Origin of the sequence: Pseudomonas sp. B2M1-30 (genome assembly GCF_025447575.1) — a bacterium.
Classification (GTDB): Bacteria; Pseudomonadota; Gammaproteobacteria; order Pseudomonadales; family Pseudomonadaceae; genus Aquipseudomonas; species Aquipseudomonas botevensis.
Window position 1 is genome coordinate 621,232 of sequence record NZ_JAOEJT010000003.1, and the last position, 17,734, is coordinate 638,965.

A 17,734-nucleotide genomic window follows, 5' to 3' on the forward strand; every position below is an offset into this window, starting at 1 on the left:
CGACACATCACCGCGCAGGGGCATGCGCCACCGGCACCGAGATATCACCCGAGGCCCACGCCGACTCGCGGCTGGCCAGCGCCGTGGCGATCGACTGGACTTCGGTCGATTGCACCTGGTCCGGCAGCGGATCGAGGCCGGCACTGGCGAAGATCTGCCCATAGGCATTGCGCAGATCGGCGTAGGACAGGTCACGGCGCAGATCGGCCTGCAGGTTGTTCAGTTCGCCCTGGATCAGATCCAGTTCACCGATGCCCGCCGCCTGATGACGGTTGCGCAACTGACCGACGATTTGCCCGTCGATGTCCGACAGTTGCTGGTTGGTCTTGAACTGGCGCAACGCTTCCTGATAGTTCGCGTTGGCGACGTACAACTGCGCCAGCACGGCAATCGACATCGCCTGACGACGGGCAGCGGCGACTTCTTCGCCGGCCTTGGCAACGTCGATGGCGGCCGGGGCCGAGATCACGTTGAACAGGTTCCAGGTGACTTTGACGCCATAGTCGGCCCAGCCCTGTTCGACCAGGAACGAGTTGCTGTCGTAATGCCCGCCGGCGGAAAACTCCAGGCCCGGCAGCAGACGCAACATGGCCTTGCGGGTTTCGGCGGCGCTGATCCGCGTCTGGTAATCCTGCTCGCGCAGTTCCGGGCGGCTGGTCAGTGCTTCCTGTTCCAGTTTCGCCAGATCGACCTTGAGTTCCGGAATCTGATAACCGTCGTCGGTGGCGAGGGTCAGTTCGGTGCCCAGCGGCAGGTTGATCAGGGTCGCCAGCTCGGTCTTGGCCAGCGACAGGGCGCGGCGCTGTTCTTCCAGTTGCCGGGTGGCCTCGATCAGCGAACGCTGATAACCGAGCGATTGCACCGGGTCGCCGATGCGCTGGTCGCTCATGCTCTGGCTGTTACGGCGGGCGGTGTCGACCCGCGCCATCAGGCTGTCGATCTGCTTGAGCAGGCGTTCGGCGGCCATCGCGCGCCAATACGCCGAGCGCACGTCCTGGACGATGGTGTTGATCACCTTGCGCCGACGCTCCTGGACGATCAGCCGCTGATCGCCCTGCTGCTTGGCGCTGATGTAGCTGACGCCAAAGTCGAGGACGTTCCAGACCATGGTCAGGTCGGCGACGTCGCGGTCGCGATCCTGGGAGGTCGACGGTTCCAGAGACTGGGTGCCGGTGCGCACACTCTGGCTGCTGGAGGCGTTGACGTTGTTACGTCCGACGTACCCGGCGTCCAGCGCCATGCGCGGCAGCATGTCGAAACTGGCGAGGTCGAGCTGCCGCTTGGCGAGCGCTTCCTCCATGATCTTCAAGCGGCCTTCGAGGTTGTATTTCACCGCCCGGGCCATGGCCTGGTGCAGGGTCAGCGGGCCACGCAGCGGCTCCTGATCCTTGTACATGCTTTGCAGGTCGGCCCTGGCCCGCTGCTCACTGACGCTGCGTTCAATCGGTTCACTGGTTACCGCACACCCGCTGATCGCCAGCGCCAGCAGGCTGGCGCCGAACAACTTCTGACTTCTTTTCATCCCTGGATCGCCCCTAGGTCCCGCACAGATTGAGTTGTTGTGTTTTTCAGGCCGGTATTTCGCTGATGCCGACCTGTTTCAGAGCGGCGGCCAGATCGTCGACCCGGTGCTGCTCAGTGTCTTTGAGCTGTTGCAACTGCTGACCCAGTGTAGGCGCGCCAAACACACCGCGCAGGCCCTGGGAAACATCACTGCCTCTGATCGACTGGCTGCCGAAGGTATTCAGCGAATCACGCTCGGCGCCGCTGTTCTGGTTGAACAGGCTCGACAGCGTACTGGCGCCGAACACTCCGCCATCGCCGCCGCCGAAACCGAGGAAGCCATGACCCGAACCATCACCCCCGCTGTCGCTGCTGCTGAAGACCTGAGCAATGAAGCTCGGACTCAGTGCGCCGTGGTTGATGAAAATGTCGCCGAGCGGCCGGATACCGTCGCCAAGCACGCGCTGCTCGAACAGTGGCGTGAAGGTCAGCGGCGACCCCAGATCACCGGTAGGCGGCGTGAAGACGATCGGCTGCAACGGCACAAACGGCGCCGGTGGCGGCACCACCGGGTCGCTGCTGCGGAACAGTGGGTCCGGTGTCACCACCACGGTTGGCGTGGTTGGCGGCACCACCACCGGAACGGTGTTGATCGCGTAGTTGTTGGAGCTGCTGACCCCGCTGCCGCTGTTGCCGGACAGATCGCTGACCCCGGCGCTGTTGACGCTGATCGCATTGCTCGCGCTGTTGACGTTGGCGTTCGGTGTCAGGGTCGCGGTCCAGGTCTTGCCGCCGTCGCTGCTGCTCAGGTTGGACAAGGTGCCGTTGGGGACGTTGATGTCCGCCAGGTCGAAGCCGCTGACCGCCTCGTTGAAGGTGATGGTCACAGGCGATGTCTGGCCGATGCCGATGTTCGGATTGCCGATCACCACGGTGGCGGTCGGCCGTTCGCTGTCGAGGGCATAGTTGTTCGACACCGCCACCGTGCTGCCGGCGTTGCCCGCCAGGTCGGTGACATTGCTGGTGTCGAGCGCGATGAAATTGCTCGGATCGGTGACGTTCGCCGTCGGTGTGAAGGTCGCCGTCCAGGTTTTGCCGCCATCGCTGCTGGTGAGGTTGCTCAGATCGCCATTGGTCACGCTCAGGTCGGACAGATCGAAGTTGCTCACCGCCTCGCTGAAGGTGAAGGTCACGGTGGTGGTCTGGCCGATGCCCAGGCGTGGATTGGCGACCACGATGTCCACAGTCGGCCGCGTGGCATCGAGGATGTAGTTGTTGGAAATCGCGATGCTCGCGCCAGCATTGCCGGCTGCGTCCTGCACGCCGCTGGTGTCGAACACGATCAGGTTGGTCGCGTCGTTGATGCCGGCGGTCGGCGTCAGGGTCGCGGTCCAGGTGACACCGCCGTCGCTGCTGGCGAGGTTCGACAGCACACCGTTGGCGACGCTGATGTCCGACAGGTCGAAGCCGCTCACCGCTTCACTGAACGTGATGGTCACGGTGGTGGTTTCACCGATGCCCAGGCGATTGTCGGCGACCACGACGGTGGCCGTCGGCAGCGCGGTATCGATGGCGAAGTTATTGGAATCGGTGGTGCCGACGCCGCTGTTGCCCGAGATGTTGCTCACCCCGGCGTTGTTCAGGGTGATCAGGTTGGTCGCATCGGTCACGTTGCCGGTCGGGGTGAACGTCGCCGTCCAGGTGATGCCGCCGTCGCTGCTGCTGACCGCGCTCAACGTGCCGTTGGCGATGCTCAGGTCGCTGTTGTCGAAACCACTTACCGCCTCGCTGAAGGTGATGGTCACCAGCGAGGTTTCACCGGCCTTGAGCGCCGTGTCGGCGACCACGATGGTGGCGGTCGGGACGAGGGTCTGTACCCCGTAGTTGGTCGAACTGGTGGTGCCGGTGCCGGCGTTGCCCGCCAGGTCGGCGATCCCGGCATTGTTGAGGATGATCAGGTTGGTCGCGTCGCTGACGCCGATGTTCGGCGTGAAAGTCGCCGTCCAGGTGATACCGCCATCGCTCGACGAAACGTTGCTCAGCGTGCCGTTGGCGACGCTCAGGTCGGAATTGTCGAAACCGCTGACCGCTTCGCTGAAGGTGATGGTCACCAGCGAGGTTTCGCCTGGGCGCAGGTCGGTGTCGCTCATGACAATGGTGGCCGTCGGCCGCTGGCTGTCGATCACATAGTTGTTCGAATCGGTGGTGCCGCTGCCCGAGTTGCCCGCCAGGTCGGCAACGCCGGTATTGTCCAGAGTGATCAGGTTGCTGGTGTCGGTGATGCCCGCCGTTGGCGTGAACGTCGCTGTCCAGGTGACACCGCCGTCACTGCTGCTGACCGCGCTCAACGTACCGTTGGCGATGGTCAGGTCGGCGTTGGTGAAACCGGTCACCGCCTCACTGAAGGTGATGGTCACCAGCGAAGTCTGGCCGACGCCCAATGCCGGGTTGGCCAGCACGATGGTCGCGGTCGGACGCTCGGTGTCGATGGCGTAGTTGTTGGAGTCGGTGGTGCCACTGCCGGCGTTGCCGGATGCGTTCTGTACGCCGCTGTTGTCCAGGGTGATCAGGTTGCTGGCGTCGGTCACGTTGCTGGTCGGGGTGAACGTCGCCGTCCAGGTGATGCCGCCGTCGCTGCTGCTGATTGCGCTCAATGTACCGTTGGCGATGGTCAGGTCGGCATTGGTGAAGCCAGTCACCGCCTCACTGAAGGTAATCGTCACCAGCGAGGTTTCGCCGATTCTCAGCGCGTTGTCGGCCACCACGATGGTGGCGGTCGGCAGCACGGTGTCGATGGTGAAGTTGGCGGAGTTGGTCGTGCCGGTGCCGGCGTTGCCGGCCAGGTCGGTAATCCCGGTGTTGTTCAGGACGATCAGGTTGGTCGTATCGTTGACCCCGACGTTCGGCGTGAACGTCGCCGTCCAGGTAATGCCGCCGTCACTGCTGCTGACCGCGCTCAAGGTGCCGTTGGGCACGCTCAGATCGGCGTTGGTGAAACCGCTGACCGCTTCGCTGAAAGTGATGGTCACCAGCGAAGTCTCACCGGCGCTCAGGGTCGGATCGGACATGACAATCGTGGCCGTCGGACGCTGACTGTCGATCACATAGTTGTTCGAATCGGTGGTGCCGGTGCCCGAGTTGCCCGCCAGGTCGGTAACGCCGGTATTGTCCAGGGTGATGAGGTTGCTGGTGTCGGTGATGCCCGCTGTCGGGGTGAGAGTGGCGGTATAGGTGATGTTGTCCGACGTGGTCAGCCCGGACAGCGTGCCGTTGGCCACGGTCAGATCGGCCAGGCTGAACCCGGTCACCGCCTCGCTGAAGGTGATCGTCACCAACGAGGTCTGACCGACGCCCAGTGCCGCATCGGCGACCACGATAGTGGCGGTCGGACGCTGGGTGTCGATGGCGTAGTTGTTCGAATCCGTGGTGCCGCTGCCGGCGTTGCCGGACGCGTTCTGTACGCCGCTATTGTCCAGGGTGATCAGGTTGGTGGCATCGGTGATGTTGCTGGTCGGCGTGAAGGTCGCCGTCCAGGTGATGCCACCGTCGCTGCTGCTCACCGCACTCAATGTACCGTTGGCGATGGTCAGGTCGGCGTTGGTGAAGCCAGTGACTGCTTCGCTGAAGGTGATGGTCACCAGCGAGGTTTCGCCGATTCTCAGCGCGCTGTCGGCGACCACGATCGTGGCGGTCGGCAGCACGGTGTCGATGGTGAAGTTGGCGGAGTTGGTGGTGCCGGAACCGGCGTTGCCCGCCAGGTCGGCGACTCCGGTGTTGCTCAGGGTGATCAGATTGGTGAAGTCGCTGACCCCGACGTTCGGCGTGAAGGTTGCGGTCCAGGTGATGCCGCCGTCGCTGCTGCTCACCGCGCTCAACGTGCCGTTGGGCACCGTCAGGTCGGCGTTGGTGAAACCGCTGACCGCTTCGCTGAAGGTAATGGTCACCAGCGAGGTTTCGCCGGCGCTCAGGTTCGGGTCGGCCACGACGATGGTCGCGGTCGGACGCTGGGTGTCGATCGCGTAATTGTTCGAATCGGTGGTGCCGCTGCCGGCGTTGCCCGCCAGATCGGAGATACCGGTGTTGTCCAGGGTGATGAGGTTGGTGGTGTCGGTAATGCTGGCGCTCGGGGTGAAGGTCGCGGTCCAAGTGATCCCGCCGTCGCTGCTGCTCACCGCGCTCAATGTGCCGTTGGCAATGGTCAGGTCGGCGTTGGTGAAGCCAGTGACCGCTTCGCTGAAGGTGATGGTCACCAGCGAGGTGTCACCGATTTTCAGGGCGCTTTGCGCGACCACCACGGTGGCGGTCGGACGCTGGGTATCGATCGCGTAGTTGTTCGAGTTGGTGGTGCCCGTGCCGGCATTGCCGGACAGATCGACGACCCCGGTGTTGTCCAGGGTGATCAGGTTGGTGGTATCGGTGATGCTGTTGGTCGGGGTGAAGGTCGCCGTCCAGGTGATACCACCGTCGCTGCTGCTCACCGCGCTCAGCGTGCCGTTGGCGATGGTCAGGTCGGCGTTGGTGAAGCCAGTGACCGCTTCACTGAAGGTGATGGTTACCAGCGAGGTTTCACCGATTTTCAGCGCGTTATCGGCCACCACAATCGTGGCGGTCGGACGCTGGGTGTCGATCACGTAGTTGTTCGAATCGGTGGTGCCCGCACCGGCGTTGCCCGCCAGGTCGGCGATACCGGTGTTGTTCAGGGTAATGAGGTTCGTGGCGTCATTGATGCCTGCGGTCGGCGTGAACGTCGCCGTCCAGGTGATACCGCCGTCGCTGCTGCTCACCGCACTCAACGTACCGTTGGCGATGGTCAGGTCGGCGTTGGTGAAGCCCGTGACCGCTTCGCTGAAGGTGATGGTCACCAACGAGGTTTCGCCAGCGATCAGGTTGGTGTCGGTCACCACGATGGTCGCGGTCGGACGCTGGGTGTCGATCGCGTAGTTGTTCGAATCGGTGGTGCCCGTACCGGCGTTGCCGGCCAGGTCGACGACCCCGGTGTTGTCCAGGGTAATCAGGTTGGTGGTATCGGTGATGCTGTTGGTCGGGGTGAAGGTCGCCGTCCAGGTGATACCGCCGTCGCTGCTGCTCACCGCGCTCAACGTACCGTTGGCGATGGTCAGGTCGGCGTTGGTGAAACCACTGACGGCCTCGTTGAAGGTGATCGTCACCAGCGAGGTTTCGCCGACTCTCAGCGCATTGTCGGCGACCACGATGGTCGCCGTCGGACGCTGGGTATCGACTACATAATTATTGGAGTTGGTGGTGCCCGTGCCAGCCGCGCCGTCCGATACCGCCGTCACTCCGGTGTTGTCGAGCGTGATGAGGTTGGTGGTGTCGCTGATCCCGTTGGTCGGGGTGAAGGTCGCCGTCCAGGTGATGCCGCCATCGGCACTGGACACGGAGGTCAGCGTGCCGTTGGCAATGGTCAGGTCAGCGTTGGTGAAACCGGTCACGGCGCGGCTGAAGGTGATGGTCACCAGCGACGTTTCGCCGATGCTCAGGGTCGTGTCGGAGACCACGATGGTCGCGGTCGGCGGTTCCACATAGGCGGTGTTGAGTACGCCACCGTTGTTGAAGATCGCCGCGAACGCCGTCGCCGATGCCCCCGTGGTCCCTCCGCCCAGCGCAACACCACCGGCACCGCTGCCGGCGGCGTTGCCGCTGATGGCTGCGAAGTTGGCGGCGGTCATCAATACGACGCCGCCCTGGTTCCAGATCGCACCGACGCCACGTCCGGCAGCACCACCGTTGGAGGCGTTGCTGCTTTGACCGCCGCCACCGCCACCACCGCCCCCGGCGCCGATGTTGTTGCTGATGACCGAGGTGCCGACGATTTTCAGGGTGCCGGTCGCGGCGTTGTAGATACCGCCGGCGGCATTGCCACCCGCTCCGCCGACCTTGTCCCAGCCCGCGCCGCCACCGCCGCCACCAATGGAAATGGTGCCGTTGCTGGCCGTGCCGCCGTTGCCGCCGTTGCTGTAATAGGAGACGCCCAGGCCACCGGTGCCGCCGGTGCTGGAACCGCCTCGACCGCCCATGTGGGTCGCGTCGTAACCGCCACCGTAGCCACCGACACCGGCGTTGCCGGCACTGCCACCCAGCGTGCCGACGCCCGGCCCGGCCGAGCCGCCATGGCCGCCGCCCTGCCCGCCGAGTCCGCCACCGCCACCGCCACCGCCGCCGTAGAAGGCGCCGGTGACACCGCCACCGCCGCCACCACCGGCCGCCGCGTTACCGGTGACCGTGACGTTGTTCAGGGTCAGGGTGCCGGCGTTGAAAATCCCGCCGCCAAACGCGCCGGTCGCACCATAGCCGCCATTACCGCCGTTACCCGACACCAGGCCCCGGGTAATCACCAGCCCGTCAAGCGTCACCGTATTGCTGGAGGCGATTTCCACCACCCGGGTCCGGTACTGACCATCGAGGGTGACATCGGCGACACCGTCGTTGTTCAGGTCACCATCGACGGTGATGTTCTTGTTGATCAGCAGTTCGGAGGTCAGTTGCACCGTCATGCCGGTGCTGAACGTGACGATGTCGCCGTTCTGCGCCGAGGCCAGCGCCGCGCGCAGCGAGCCGACACCGGTGTTCAGGTTGTTGGTCGCGGTCCAGGTCGCCAGGCCCCACTGGTATTCGCTCATGGCCTTGGTGGACAGGACGTTGGCGCTCTCGATGGTGCCGGTGGCGATTTCCAGATTCCAGTCGCCGCCCACGCCGGTACGGTTGTTCGAGGCCGCCACGTCGCGACCGGTCAATTGTGCGAGCGAGTCGACGAAACTCAAGCCGCGCTCGCCTTCGGCGGTGTAGCAGCCGTAGATCAGGATGTCGCCGCCGGCGTTCATGTCCTTGCCGATTTCGGCCAGGACCGCGCTGCGCTGGGCCACGTTGTCTGCCGACAGATAGCTGTCGCCCAGCCAAAGATCGCCGGCGTTACCGTGAGCAATGATCTGCACCGAGCTGACGCCGTGGTGCTGGTCGAGGTAGTCGGCGATCTGCTGCAAGCCGTCCTTGCCGGCCACCAGCTTGACCACCTGGGTGCCAGGGGCGATGCCCTGGAGCAGGCTGTCGGCATCCTTGACCCGCGAATCGACGAACACCACGCTCTGGCCCGGCACCGCGACGGGGCTGGCGGCGGGTGTGGCATCGGCCTGGCCATGGGTGTCCTTGCTCGCCACCGGATGATCGGCGGTCGGCGTCTTGGCGGCGTCGGCGGTGGAATGACTGTCAGCCTGGGCCTGGGCGGCCGTGTCGGCCACCGTCGCGGCAACGGCGCCGTCGAACAGCATGCGCGGCTCCAGCGACATGATCATCGGCGTGGCCAGCGTCCGTTGGCCTTCGGTTACCCGCGCTTTCTTATTGTTCCACCACATGCTGCTCACCCGGACTCGAACACAGTTGTTGACGCATCAATGAAAAACGCCGCGATCAGCTGATCGCGGCGTCGGACTTCATACGAATGACATTGGCGGCGCTGGCTGAGCCATCGAGCCAAAAGGACAAATCGGCGTATTGCTTGAACAGGTCCGGCGGCAGGATGGTGCGCCGGGACTCCAGGGCAACCCTGGGTTTGACCTTGTGCAGACCGGCCACCCCGAGGGCTTGATCGAACGCCGGCGCATCGTAGGCCAGACGCTCGAAATCGTGTTCGAACCAGGGTTCGCCGATGAACTCGTAGACCAGCCGCAGCACCCGCTCCGGGGCCTGGCTCAACAGGTCGTAATCGATGATCAGCAGCGAATCGGCATGCTCGCCGTAATAGGCTTCCTTGAGCGCTGCCCAGGCAAAACCCACCAGGCGATTGCGCTGGGCCAGGGTTTCGCAGCGGCTGTAGACGGTGTTGCGCTCGACGGCATCGCCGAACAGCTTGGTGTTTTCATAGGGATTGGCGCGGTACAGCCGCTCCAGGCTGTCCATCACCCAGGCGACGTTGCGCACACAGGCGATGACCTTGGCTTTGGGAAACAGATCGTTGATCGCCGGCAGCCGGGCGCTCCACTGCCGGTTAGTGTCGAACACCACCGGTTTGTCAGCCTTGTCGGCGTAGTAGGAATCGAACAGCCCGCGCAGCAGGCGACGGCGCATGTCGGTGTCGATGACGGCGCCGAATTCGCTGCCGGCGCTGCATTGCTCGAGGACACCGGAAAACAGCGAACCCACCGGGCTGGTCATGCCGGCATGAAAGCGCGGGTTCTGCAAAAGGATTGCAGAGAGGAGGGTCGAGCCCGAGCGCGGCAAGCCGGAGATAAAGTGAAACTGCTGCAATCCCTTCACCATCTAGGTAATTCCTTTTGTCCGACAAAGCGTAGCTCAAGGATGACCATACGACTAGTGGTGTTTTGATATCAAATGTAGGTTAAATCGCTATAAAACACCTTTTGGCAGAATGACCCGGCGGATGAATCGTTTAAGCATTATTCCCCCGGTTTCCCGGCATTTGGCTGCACATACAGACGCGCGTAGACGTCGCCGCCGTGAACATCGCTGGCGCGCTGCCATCCCTGGGGCAACGGTGCGAACTCGTCCGGCTCATCCAGTGCGCCAATCAGCCAGACCCGATGGCTGCCCTTGGGCAGATCGGCCAGATGATCGAGGTACACGTCGCTGTTCACCAGGGTGCCGAAGCCGTATTCGTTGGGACGCATCGAGCGACCATCGGCGGCCGGCGGGGTGTACAGGCGCACCTGGGCACCGGTGCGGTCGTAGTAGAGGTAACTCAGGTAAAACATCATGTCGCTGGTGACGATCTGGTCGCCGCTGACGAAGTGCCGGTTGACGAAATCGACCATGACGTTGAACTGATCGTCGCGGTCGACCGTGGCGTTGTTGTTCACCCCGATCAACTCTACCGCGACCAGAGAAACCAACACCCCCAGCGCCAATACCCGCACGCGAGCGTACAAACGGTCGACGGCCAGTGCCGCCAGCATTGGCAGGCCCAGCGCGTAGGCGGTCAGATAACGCTCGATGAACACCGGGGTGACGAACGACACCGCGAACACCAGCAGCAGCGGCACACCGGTGTAGAGTGCGAGCAGCACGCTGCCGTGGTTCACGCTGCGATCACGGGCCACGGCCACGCCCGCCAGCACCAGCACTGCCAGCGGCACGGCGCCGAACACCAGCAGCGGCAGTTGCTCGCCATCGTCCTGGATCAGCCAGGTCCAGATCATCGACGGCAGTGAAGCCAGGGTCACCGGATCTTCCCAGCCCACGTCGCCGCCGACCTTGAGCTGCTCCATGTGTTGCAGCAGGTCCACCAGGTTCGGCAACCACGGCAGATACAGCACGACGATGCCCAGATTCGCCAGCCACCAGTCCCGCCGCTGGATATGCCGCAGGCGAAAACCGGGCAGCAGGCGGATCAGCCCCAGGTACAACCAATGGCTGAGCGCCGCCAGCACGGCAAAGTAATGGGTGTAGAACGCCGCGCTCATCAGCAGCGCGTAGATCAGCAGATAGCCCTTGCGTTGCGGGCGCCGGACCCAGTAGACCAGCGCCAGCGTGGCGGCAATCAGCAACAACCCGAGCAGCGCGTACATGCGCACTTCCTGGCTGTAGCGCACTGCCGTCGGCAGCAACGCCAGCAACACCCCGGCCATGACGGCGGCGCGGCGGGTAGCCAGTCGATCCACCAGCCACACCCCCAGGCCGACCGTGGCAATTCCGGCCAGCGCGCTGAAACAGCGCACGGCAAAGATCCCGTCACCGAACAGCGCCATCCAGCCATGCAACAGCATGAAGTACAGCGGCGGATGCACATCGAACGCGGCATGGTTCCAGATGCCACTCAGCGAATACCGCGCCAGCAGCAGGCTGGAGGCTTCGTCGCCCCAGATCGCCGCCGCCGTCAGGTCATAAAACCGCACCAGCGCCGCCAGCAGCAGGATCGGAATCAACCCGTGCTGGCTCGCCCAGCGCAGCAGGCGCCGCAGATGCGCGCCCGGTGCGGCGAACGGATCCTGAGTATCGCCCAGCGGTGTTTCGCGACGCGCTTCCATCAACCTCCCCTTGTCGTTCTTGATCAAAATCAGCCGGCGGCCCAGCGCTCACTGTAGGCCAGTGCCGGAGACGATGCGCTCGCGCGACGACATCCGGCAAGTCCGTCGATCCGGGTCTACGCTACGGCATGGCGTGACCTGCCCGCGCAAAGGGAAGGAGTCAGCAACGTGTTTCGACCTGCCCGGCAACAGGGCTACCGCGCGGCGCGCCGACCACCTGACAGAAGGATGAGGAACCATGGAAGTCTTTATGGGTACGATTCAACCGTTCGCCTTCAACTTTGCTCCCAGTGGCTGGGCGCTGTGCAACGGGCAGATCCTGGCGATCTCGCAATACAACGCCTTGTTTGCCTTGCTCGGCACTTACTACGGCGGTAACGGCACGACCAACTTCGCCCTGCCCAACCTGCAAGGCCGCTTCCCGATGGCTCAGGGCACAGGGCTGGGGTTGACGCCGCGCACCATCGGCGAAGTGTCCGGCACCGAAAACGTGACCGCGACCATCGCCAACATGCCCAACCATACCCACGCCATGACCGGGCTCACGGCCAACACCGCCCTGCAACTGGCCGTACCGGCGAGCAACCCGGCGACGCTGCCGACCGCGACCAACTGCTACATCGGCGCATCGGGTGGCGGCCCAGGCTCGGCGAATATCTACTCCGACGCCCAGGGTGCGACGCCCGTACCGCTCAAAGGTGTGAGCACCACCGTCACCGGGGACATCTCGCCTGCCGGCGGCAGCACGCCGATGGGCATCATGAACCCCTACCTGGTGCTCAACTTCAGCGTTGCCCTGAACGGCCTCTTCCCGTCGCGTAACTGAGTCGATGGCCGGGGGCTGCGCGCTCCCGGCCGTTTTCAGATCATCGGAGCCAGACCATGCTGCAAGCGATTCAAAGCCAACATTTCGAGAGCCTGCCGGGGCACTCCACCACCCTGCACCTGCCGGACGGCACGGCGTTGGCGATTCATATCGAACACTTCGAAGAAGTCCCCTCGGCCAAACTGCGCTACAGCGAACGCATGCCGTTCAGCCTCGAATTCAAAAGCCTGGTGCCGACCGAGTTCGTCGACGGTCTGTGCGCGCTGGAATTGCCCGAACTGGGTCTGGTGCAGGACATTTTCGTCTCGCGGGTGCCAGCCATGGGACGGGATCCGCAGCTGGGGTATTTCTGCATTTCCTTCAACTGACCCGCTCAGTTTCCAACGTGGAGCGGGCTTGCCCGCTCCCACGGCTTTCAGCCCTGCGGATACCACACCAGCCGCTCTGCGGTCGGCGTACGCTCCTCGACCGCAAACCCCAACGCCAGATAATGCTGACGCGCATGGGGATTGCTGGTCCAGACCACCGTCGCCACCGGGCAGCGGACCTGCTGGGCAGCTTTCTGCACACCTTGCAGCACTGTGCGGCCGAAACCCTTGCCACGGGCCTGGGGAATGAAAGCGAGATACAGCACCCGGACTTCGTTGGCACCAAAATCGGTGCTCAACGCGCCGATGGCCGTACCGAGCTTTTCGATCACGTAGTGCATGGCGTTCGGGTAGCTGTCACCTATGCCCTGCTCCTGCACCTGAAACTGCTGGGCCACCACCTGTTGCAGCCGTTCCTGTTCATCGTCGATCCATTGCAGATCCGGGCGCGCCGACTGATACAGGCTGTGCAGGAAGGGTGCGTCCGTGGCCCGTGAAGGCCGCACCACCAATCCGTCTGCCGCCACCGCTGCGTTGTCCGCCATCGTCGCTCTCCCTTAGAAACCGCTTTCCCTGACCCCCAGTGCCGCCATTCGACGCCAGGCCACGCCGAGCAACGATTCACCGCTGCCCTGCAACACCACTACCCCGCGCAATGGCTGCACGGGCGTGGGTGCCTGATCCAGCGTAGTCAATCGCGCACCGTATTGCGCCTGCACCGGTTCCGCCCGTTGCTGTTGATCGCGACGCACGGCGATCGGCCCGTGGTGATCGGAGGTCAGCGCTTCCTGATCGATAAAGGCCACGCCATTGGTGTCGATTTCGTTGAGTTGCACGCTGATGGCCGGGTGCATCGGATCGTCGGCGATGAAGCGCCCGGTGGCGCCCGACTTGACCCGCCACAACTCGGCCTCGGCCAGATAACCCCGCAGCCGCGTGCCATCCTCGACCACCCGTGCCAGCGCATCCTTGCTCGACAGCCAGCGACCGACTGTCAGGTTCGGCAGCAGATCGCGTACCGTTCCGGCGTGCGGCGCACGCAGCAGCAAGCGTTCGCGCTGGGCCGCCAGCCCACGGTACTCGGCCACCGCTTCGGCCAGCCGTTGTTCGACGATACCGGCATCGGCGGCGGTCTCGCTGCGCCCGGCCTGACGGCGCATCAGCAACTGCTGGATCTGGATTTCCTTGCGCACGATGGCCTGGCGCGAATCGAGATCCGGCGATTCCAGTTCGATCAGCACCTCGCCCTGCACGACCTGCTGCCCGTCCTCGACCCTGACCGCTTTCACCCGCGCCGATACCGGGGCATGCAAGGCACTGGCGCGACCGCTCTCCAGCATCGTCGGCAGTTCCACCGCGCTGCGCCACGGCACGATCAGCACCAGCAACAGGCCCAGCACCGCCAGGCTGCTGAGCAGCACCCGTGGGCCGTGAGCCTGCTCGCGGCGGCTCCACCACTGGCGCCACTCATTCATGATCGGCAGGAAGATGAACCACACCAGTTCCACCAGCATCAGGAAGATCCCCAACACTTTGAAGAACAGGTGATAGACCGCCAGCGCGATCCCGAAAAACAACGCCGCACGCCATAACCACGAGCCATACCCCCAGATCAGCAAACGCCGCTGCATCGTCGGCGACCAAGGCTCCGGCGCCGGGGCACCGTAACCGAACAGAAATTCCCGCAACCGCCAGCGACACAGGGCAAAGGCCCGGCCCTGAAGGTTATCGACTTCCCACAAATCGCTGAGCAGAAAGTAACCGTCGAAGCGCATGAACGGATTGAGATTGACCACCAGCGTGGTGATCCACGTCGCACTGGCGAGCATGAACGCCGCCGTACGGCCGGGACCGTCGGGCAGGAACGACCAGACCAGCAGGGCCAGACACGCCAGCACCAGTTCCGCCATCACCCCGCCGGCGCCGATCAGCAAGCGCGCGCGCCGGTCGTTGACCCGCCAGGCGTCGCTGACGTCGGTGTAGAACATCGGCAACAGCACCATGAACGCCACGCCCATGCTCTGCACCCGACACCCGGCGCGCTTGGCCATGAACGCATGGCCGAATTCGTGACAGAGCTTGGCGAAAAACAACGACACGCCGAACGCGATCGCGCCGCCAAGGCTGAACAGGTGCGGAAAAGTGCCGACGAAACGCTGCCAGTCCCGCGAGACCAGAAACACCCCGAGCGCCAGTGTCGCCGGCAAGCCGTAGCGCAGCAGTTTCGGGCCGAAACGCTCAAGCCATGGCCAGACGCGGTTGAGAAAAGCGTCCGGGCGCCACAGTGGAATCCGGAAGAACAGGTATTGATGCAGCAGGATCTGCCACAGGCTCTGCCGTTGCGCGAGCGCCTTGACGTGGTAGCTGGCGCGTTGCTCGTCGTCGACGGCGCTGATCAGATCGTGGCCGCGCAAAAACACCAGCAAATGCGCCAGCTCATTGCCATCCAGCGGCAATCCCGGCTCACGATTGGCCGCTCGCAGTACCTGCTCCGCGTCGCCCAGCGACCAATGCCGCAACAGGCGCATCGCGGCGCTGCCGAGTTTGAAATAGCGGCCACGCACCGGGTCAGCAAGAGTCCAGCGCGGCGAACCGTCCAATGCCGGCGCCGCGGGCGACAATTGCAGGTCGGCACGCAGGCTCGGCAGGTTCATTTACAGGCCCACGCTCTGACGCAGGCCTGCCAGTGGCCGGCGCAGCAGATACAGCGCCAGCGGCGCGCGGTCACCGAAAATCTTCGCCGTGCCGCGCAGGCCGATGCGCGGCGGCGCATCGGCGAAATTGGCGTCGAGCCGGTAAGCCAGTTGCCCGCCAGCGGTGGGCTGCGCTTCGTAAGCCGAGCGCTCAAGCGTAGCGAGATGGCGTTGCAGCGGATCGCTGTCGAGAAACAGCGCGACTTCGGCGCCGGGTTCCAGGGCGATCGCATCGCCCACCGCCAGTTCGATACGCAATTCGGCCTGGCTCGGGTCGGCGATTTCCATCAGCCGCTCGCCGGTCTGCACCGGTTTGCCGGTCCAGCGCTCGGCGTCGGCGAACACCGCGATCCCGTCACGCTCGGCACGCACTTCACTGCGGTTGAGCAGCTCGCGGGCGTAATCACGCTCGGCGCGCTTTTGTTCGACCCGGGCCGCCAGCAGATCCACCCGGGAGCTGGATTCGGCATCGGCGAACGAACGCTGGGAATTGGATTTGAGTTCGGCTTCGGCAACGCCCAACGCACGTTCGGCGACATCGGCCTGAGCCTTGAGCGTGGTGCTTTCGAAGCGCAGCAGCAGGTCGCCGGTCTTCACCGACTGGTTGGGTTTGACCAGGAACTCGGCAATTACCCCGTCCAGCGGCGCAGCGACCACGCGGCCACCCTGAGGCACCACTTCGGCCGGTGCCAGCACTGACTGACGCACCGGGATCAACAAGCCGAGCAACAACACCGCGACCAACGCCACCTGACGCTTGCGCGTCCAGCGCAGGCGCCACGGTTTGCGCGGTTGCAAGGCCAGCCAGGCATGACTGTAGGTGTCACCCAGTTGCGACAGCAGCACTTGTTCGGACGGGTTCCACGGCACATCGCGGGCCAGCCACAAACCGCCGAAGACCTCGCCCTGACGGTCGATCAGCGGCAACCAGAAGACTTGCGCCGCCGACAGACTGCGCCAGTCGGCCTGAATCGATTCGTTCACCAGTTCCGGCGCAATCACTCGCGCCTGCTTCAGCACATTCTGTTTGAACAGTTGCGCCACGGCCTGCTCGACGAAGGCCACGAACGGCGCATTCGGTTCCACCGCGCTGACCCCGGTCACCGCCTGCACCTTGCCGGCGATCAGCAACGCCGCGTGGCGAAAACCGAACAGCGACTGGCCGTCGTTGACCAGGCTGTAGGCCAGTTGCGAGGCATCGCGGGACGCACGGGTCTGGCGTTCAAGGTCGAGAAACCGGGCAAATACCTGCTCGGCGCCACCGTTCACCGGGGCGTTCATTTAAGCTCCGAGAAATGCGCGGTGCCGCTCATACCGGCCACCAGGCCCTGGACTTGCGGCAGGGTCGCGACCAGCAACAGGGTCTGACTGCCTTCATCGATGCGTGCGCCCAGGCGCTTGACCGTGGCGTCCAGCGGCTGACCGGTTTCATCGGGGACGAAGCTGAACGTCTGGCCGGGCTTGAGCTTCGCCATCCAGCGCGACGGCACCAGCAGATGAATTTCCAGAGTGCGGTTGTCGACAACATCCAGTAGCGGCGACCCGGCCGGCACGCTCTCGTAGCGCTTGACCTTGCGCTCGACCACTTGCCCGTCGAACGGCGCGATCACGCTGCAGCGCTTGACCTGAACCTGATAAACCTGGGACTGCGCCTGGGTTTCGCTGACCTTGGCCTCGGCCCGCGCCACTTCGAAACGCCCGACGGAATTGAGCGCGGCCAGTTGTTTGTTGTGCGCCAATTCTTCACCGGCGCCACGACTGGCGGCTTGCGCGGCATTGAGCTGGGCCTGATAGGCCGAACAGTCAAACCGCGCCAGCGTATCGCCCTTTTTGAACGATTCGCCCTCGCTGAACGGCAACTCGACAATCCGCCCGGACAACTCACTGGCGAGTACCGCCTGGTCCCGCGCCCGCAACACACCCCGCGCATCACTGCTCGCCGACGCATTGGCCGCCGCGCCGTTATCCAGCAGCGGATCGTCTGGCCCGGGCGTTTGCGCCTGAACAGCACTGGTCAACAAGGTCAATCCGATAGCCCAACCACGAAAACGCCGCATAACCGCTACTCCCTGTCGGATGTGCGGAGTCTACGACAGCGGGGTTTAGCGTCAAGCGAAAGGCCATCACTGCTTGGAAATGTCCTGTTGCAAAAACCACTGTTTGATCAACTTAGCTGCGGAATTGATTCAATCCTGTAGGAGTGTTGTTTTTTCCTACACGCGTCACAGACGCAGCCTATTCGACAAAGTGAAGATAACGACAAGGTGAGGGCGTACTCCTGCTTTATCGCAACAACTGCTGACACAGACGACGATGAATGGCTTGACCCACACTGAAGTGTGTAAC

10 protein-coding genes are annotated in these 17,734 nt (G+C 64.0%); 2 read left to right on the forward strand and 8 right to left on the reverse strand.

What is annotated here, in order from left to right:
• Window positions 1-7: 7 nt before the first annotated feature.
• From N8H74_RS09395 to N8H74_RS09410, 4 genes are all read right to left on the reverse strand, one after another.
• A complete protein-coding gene (locus N8H74_RS09395; protein ID WP_217833047.1) occupies window positions 8-1,522 on the reverse strand; it encodes a TolC family protein in 1,515 nt (504 codons plus the stop codon).
• A 46-nt stretch (window positions 1,523-1,568) separates the two neighbouring features.
• Window positions 1,569-8,873, reverse strand: coding sequence for an Ig-like domain-containing protein (locus N8H74_RS09400; protein WP_262147069.1), 7,305 nt, complete (start codon window positions 8,871-8,873; stop codon window positions 1,569-1,571).
• A gap of 55 nt (window positions 8,874-8,928) precedes the next feature.
• Entirely contained in the window at window positions 8,929-9,774 is an 846-nt protein-coding gene (locus N8H74_RS09405; RefSeq protein ID WP_217833074.1) for a sulfotransferase, read from the reverse strand.
• Between the two features lie 140 nt (window positions 9,775-9,914).
• On the reverse strand, window positions 9,915-11,501 hold the full coding sequence (locus N8H74_RS09410; RefSeq protein WP_262147071.1) for a glycosyltransferase family 39 protein: 1,587 nt from the start codon (window positions 11,499-11,501) through the stop codon (window positions 9,915-9,917).
• Between the two features lie 238 nt (window positions 11,502-11,739).
• Here N8H74_RS09410 and N8H74_RS09415 point away from each other — a divergent pair, with 238 nt between their 5' ends.
• Entirely contained in the window at window positions 11,740-12,327 is a 588-nt protein-coding gene (locus N8H74_RS09415) for a tail fiber protein (RefSeq protein WP_262147073.1), read from the forward strand.
• Window positions 12,328-12,383: 56 nt separating this feature from the next.
• On the forward strand, window positions 12,384-12,695 hold the full coding sequence (locus tag N8H74_RS09420) for a hypothetical protein (RefSeq protein WP_217833052.1): 312 nt from the start codon (window positions 12,384-12,386) through the stop codon (window positions 12,693-12,695).
• A 47-nt stretch (window positions 12,696-12,742) separates the two neighbouring features.
• On the opposite strand, the gene N8H74_RS09425 is transcribed toward N8H74_RS09420, so the two are convergent.
• From N8H74_RS09425 to N8H74_RS09440, 4 genes are read right to left on the reverse strand one after another with little or no spacing between them, the layout of a single operon-like run.
• Complete coding sequence (locus tag N8H74_RS09425) at window positions 12,743-13,240, reverse strand: GNAT family N-acetyltransferase (protein WP_262147075.1); 498 nt, start codon at window positions 13,238-13,240, stop codon at window positions 12,743-12,745.
• Between the two features lie 12 nt (window positions 13,241-13,252).
• On the reverse strand, window positions 13,253-15,349 hold the full coding sequence (locus N8H74_RS09430) for a biotin/lipoyl-binding protein (protein ID WP_217833055.1): 2,097 nt from the start codon (window positions 15,347-15,349) through the stop codon (window positions 13,253-13,255).
• Window positions 15,350-16,669, reverse strand: a complete 1,320-nt coding sequence (locus N8H74_RS09435; RefSeq protein ID WP_262147078.1) for an HlyD family efflux transporter periplasmic adaptor subunit — start codon at window positions 16,667-16,669, stop codon at window positions 15,350-15,352.
• Window positions 16,666-17,445 (reverse strand): efflux RND transporter periplasmic adaptor subunit, encoded by a 780-nt coding sequence (locus N8H74_RS09440; protein ID WP_262147079.1) that lies wholly within the window; start codon window positions 17,443-17,445, stop codon window positions 16,666-16,668. Before N8H74_RS09440 ends, N8H74_RS09435 begins: the two co-directional genes overlap by 4 nt.
• Between the last annotated feature and the right edge of the window lie 289 nt (window positions 17,446-17,734).

Excerpts from the sequence above, each read along its gene's own strand:
- N8H74_RS09430 (WP_217833055.1), bottom strand. The coding sequence starts at position 15,349 with ATGAACCTGCCGAGCCTGCGTGCCGACCTGCAATTGTCGCCCGCGGCG.
- N8H74_RS09395 (WP_217833047.1), bottom strand. The coding sequence starts at position 1,522 with ATGAAAAGAAGTCAGAAGTTGTTCGGCGCCAGCCTGCTGGCGCTGGCG.
- N8H74_RS09435 (WP_262147078.1), bottom strand. The coding sequence starts at position 16,669 with ATGAACGCCCCGGTGAACGGTGGCGCCGAGCAGGTATTTGCCCGGTTT.
- N8H74_RS09415 (WP_262147073.1), top strand. The coding sequence starts at position 11,740 with ATGGAAGTCTTTATGGGTACGATTCAACCGTTCGCCTTCAACTTTGCT.
- N8H74_RS09440 (WP_262147079.1), bottom strand. The coding sequence starts at position 17,445 with ATGCGGCGTTTTCGTGGTTGGGCTATCGGATTGACCTTGTTGACCAGT.
- N8H74_RS09420 (WP_217833052.1), top strand. The coding sequence starts at position 12,384 with ATGCTGCAAGCGATTCAAAGCCAACATTTCGAGAGCCTGCCGGGGCAC.
- N8H74_RS09410 (WP_262147071.1), bottom strand. The coding sequence starts at position 11,501 with ATGGAAGCGCGTCGCGAAACACCGCTGGGCGATACTCAGGATCCGTTC.
- N8H74_RS09425 (WP_262147075.1), bottom strand. The coding sequence starts at position 13,240 with ATGGCGGACAACGCAGCGGTGGCGGCAGACGGATTGGTGGTGCGGCCT.
- N8H74_RS09400 (WP_262147069.1), bottom strand. The coding sequence starts at position 8,873 with ATGTGGTGGAACAATAAGAAAGCGCGGGTAACCGAAGGCCAACGGACG.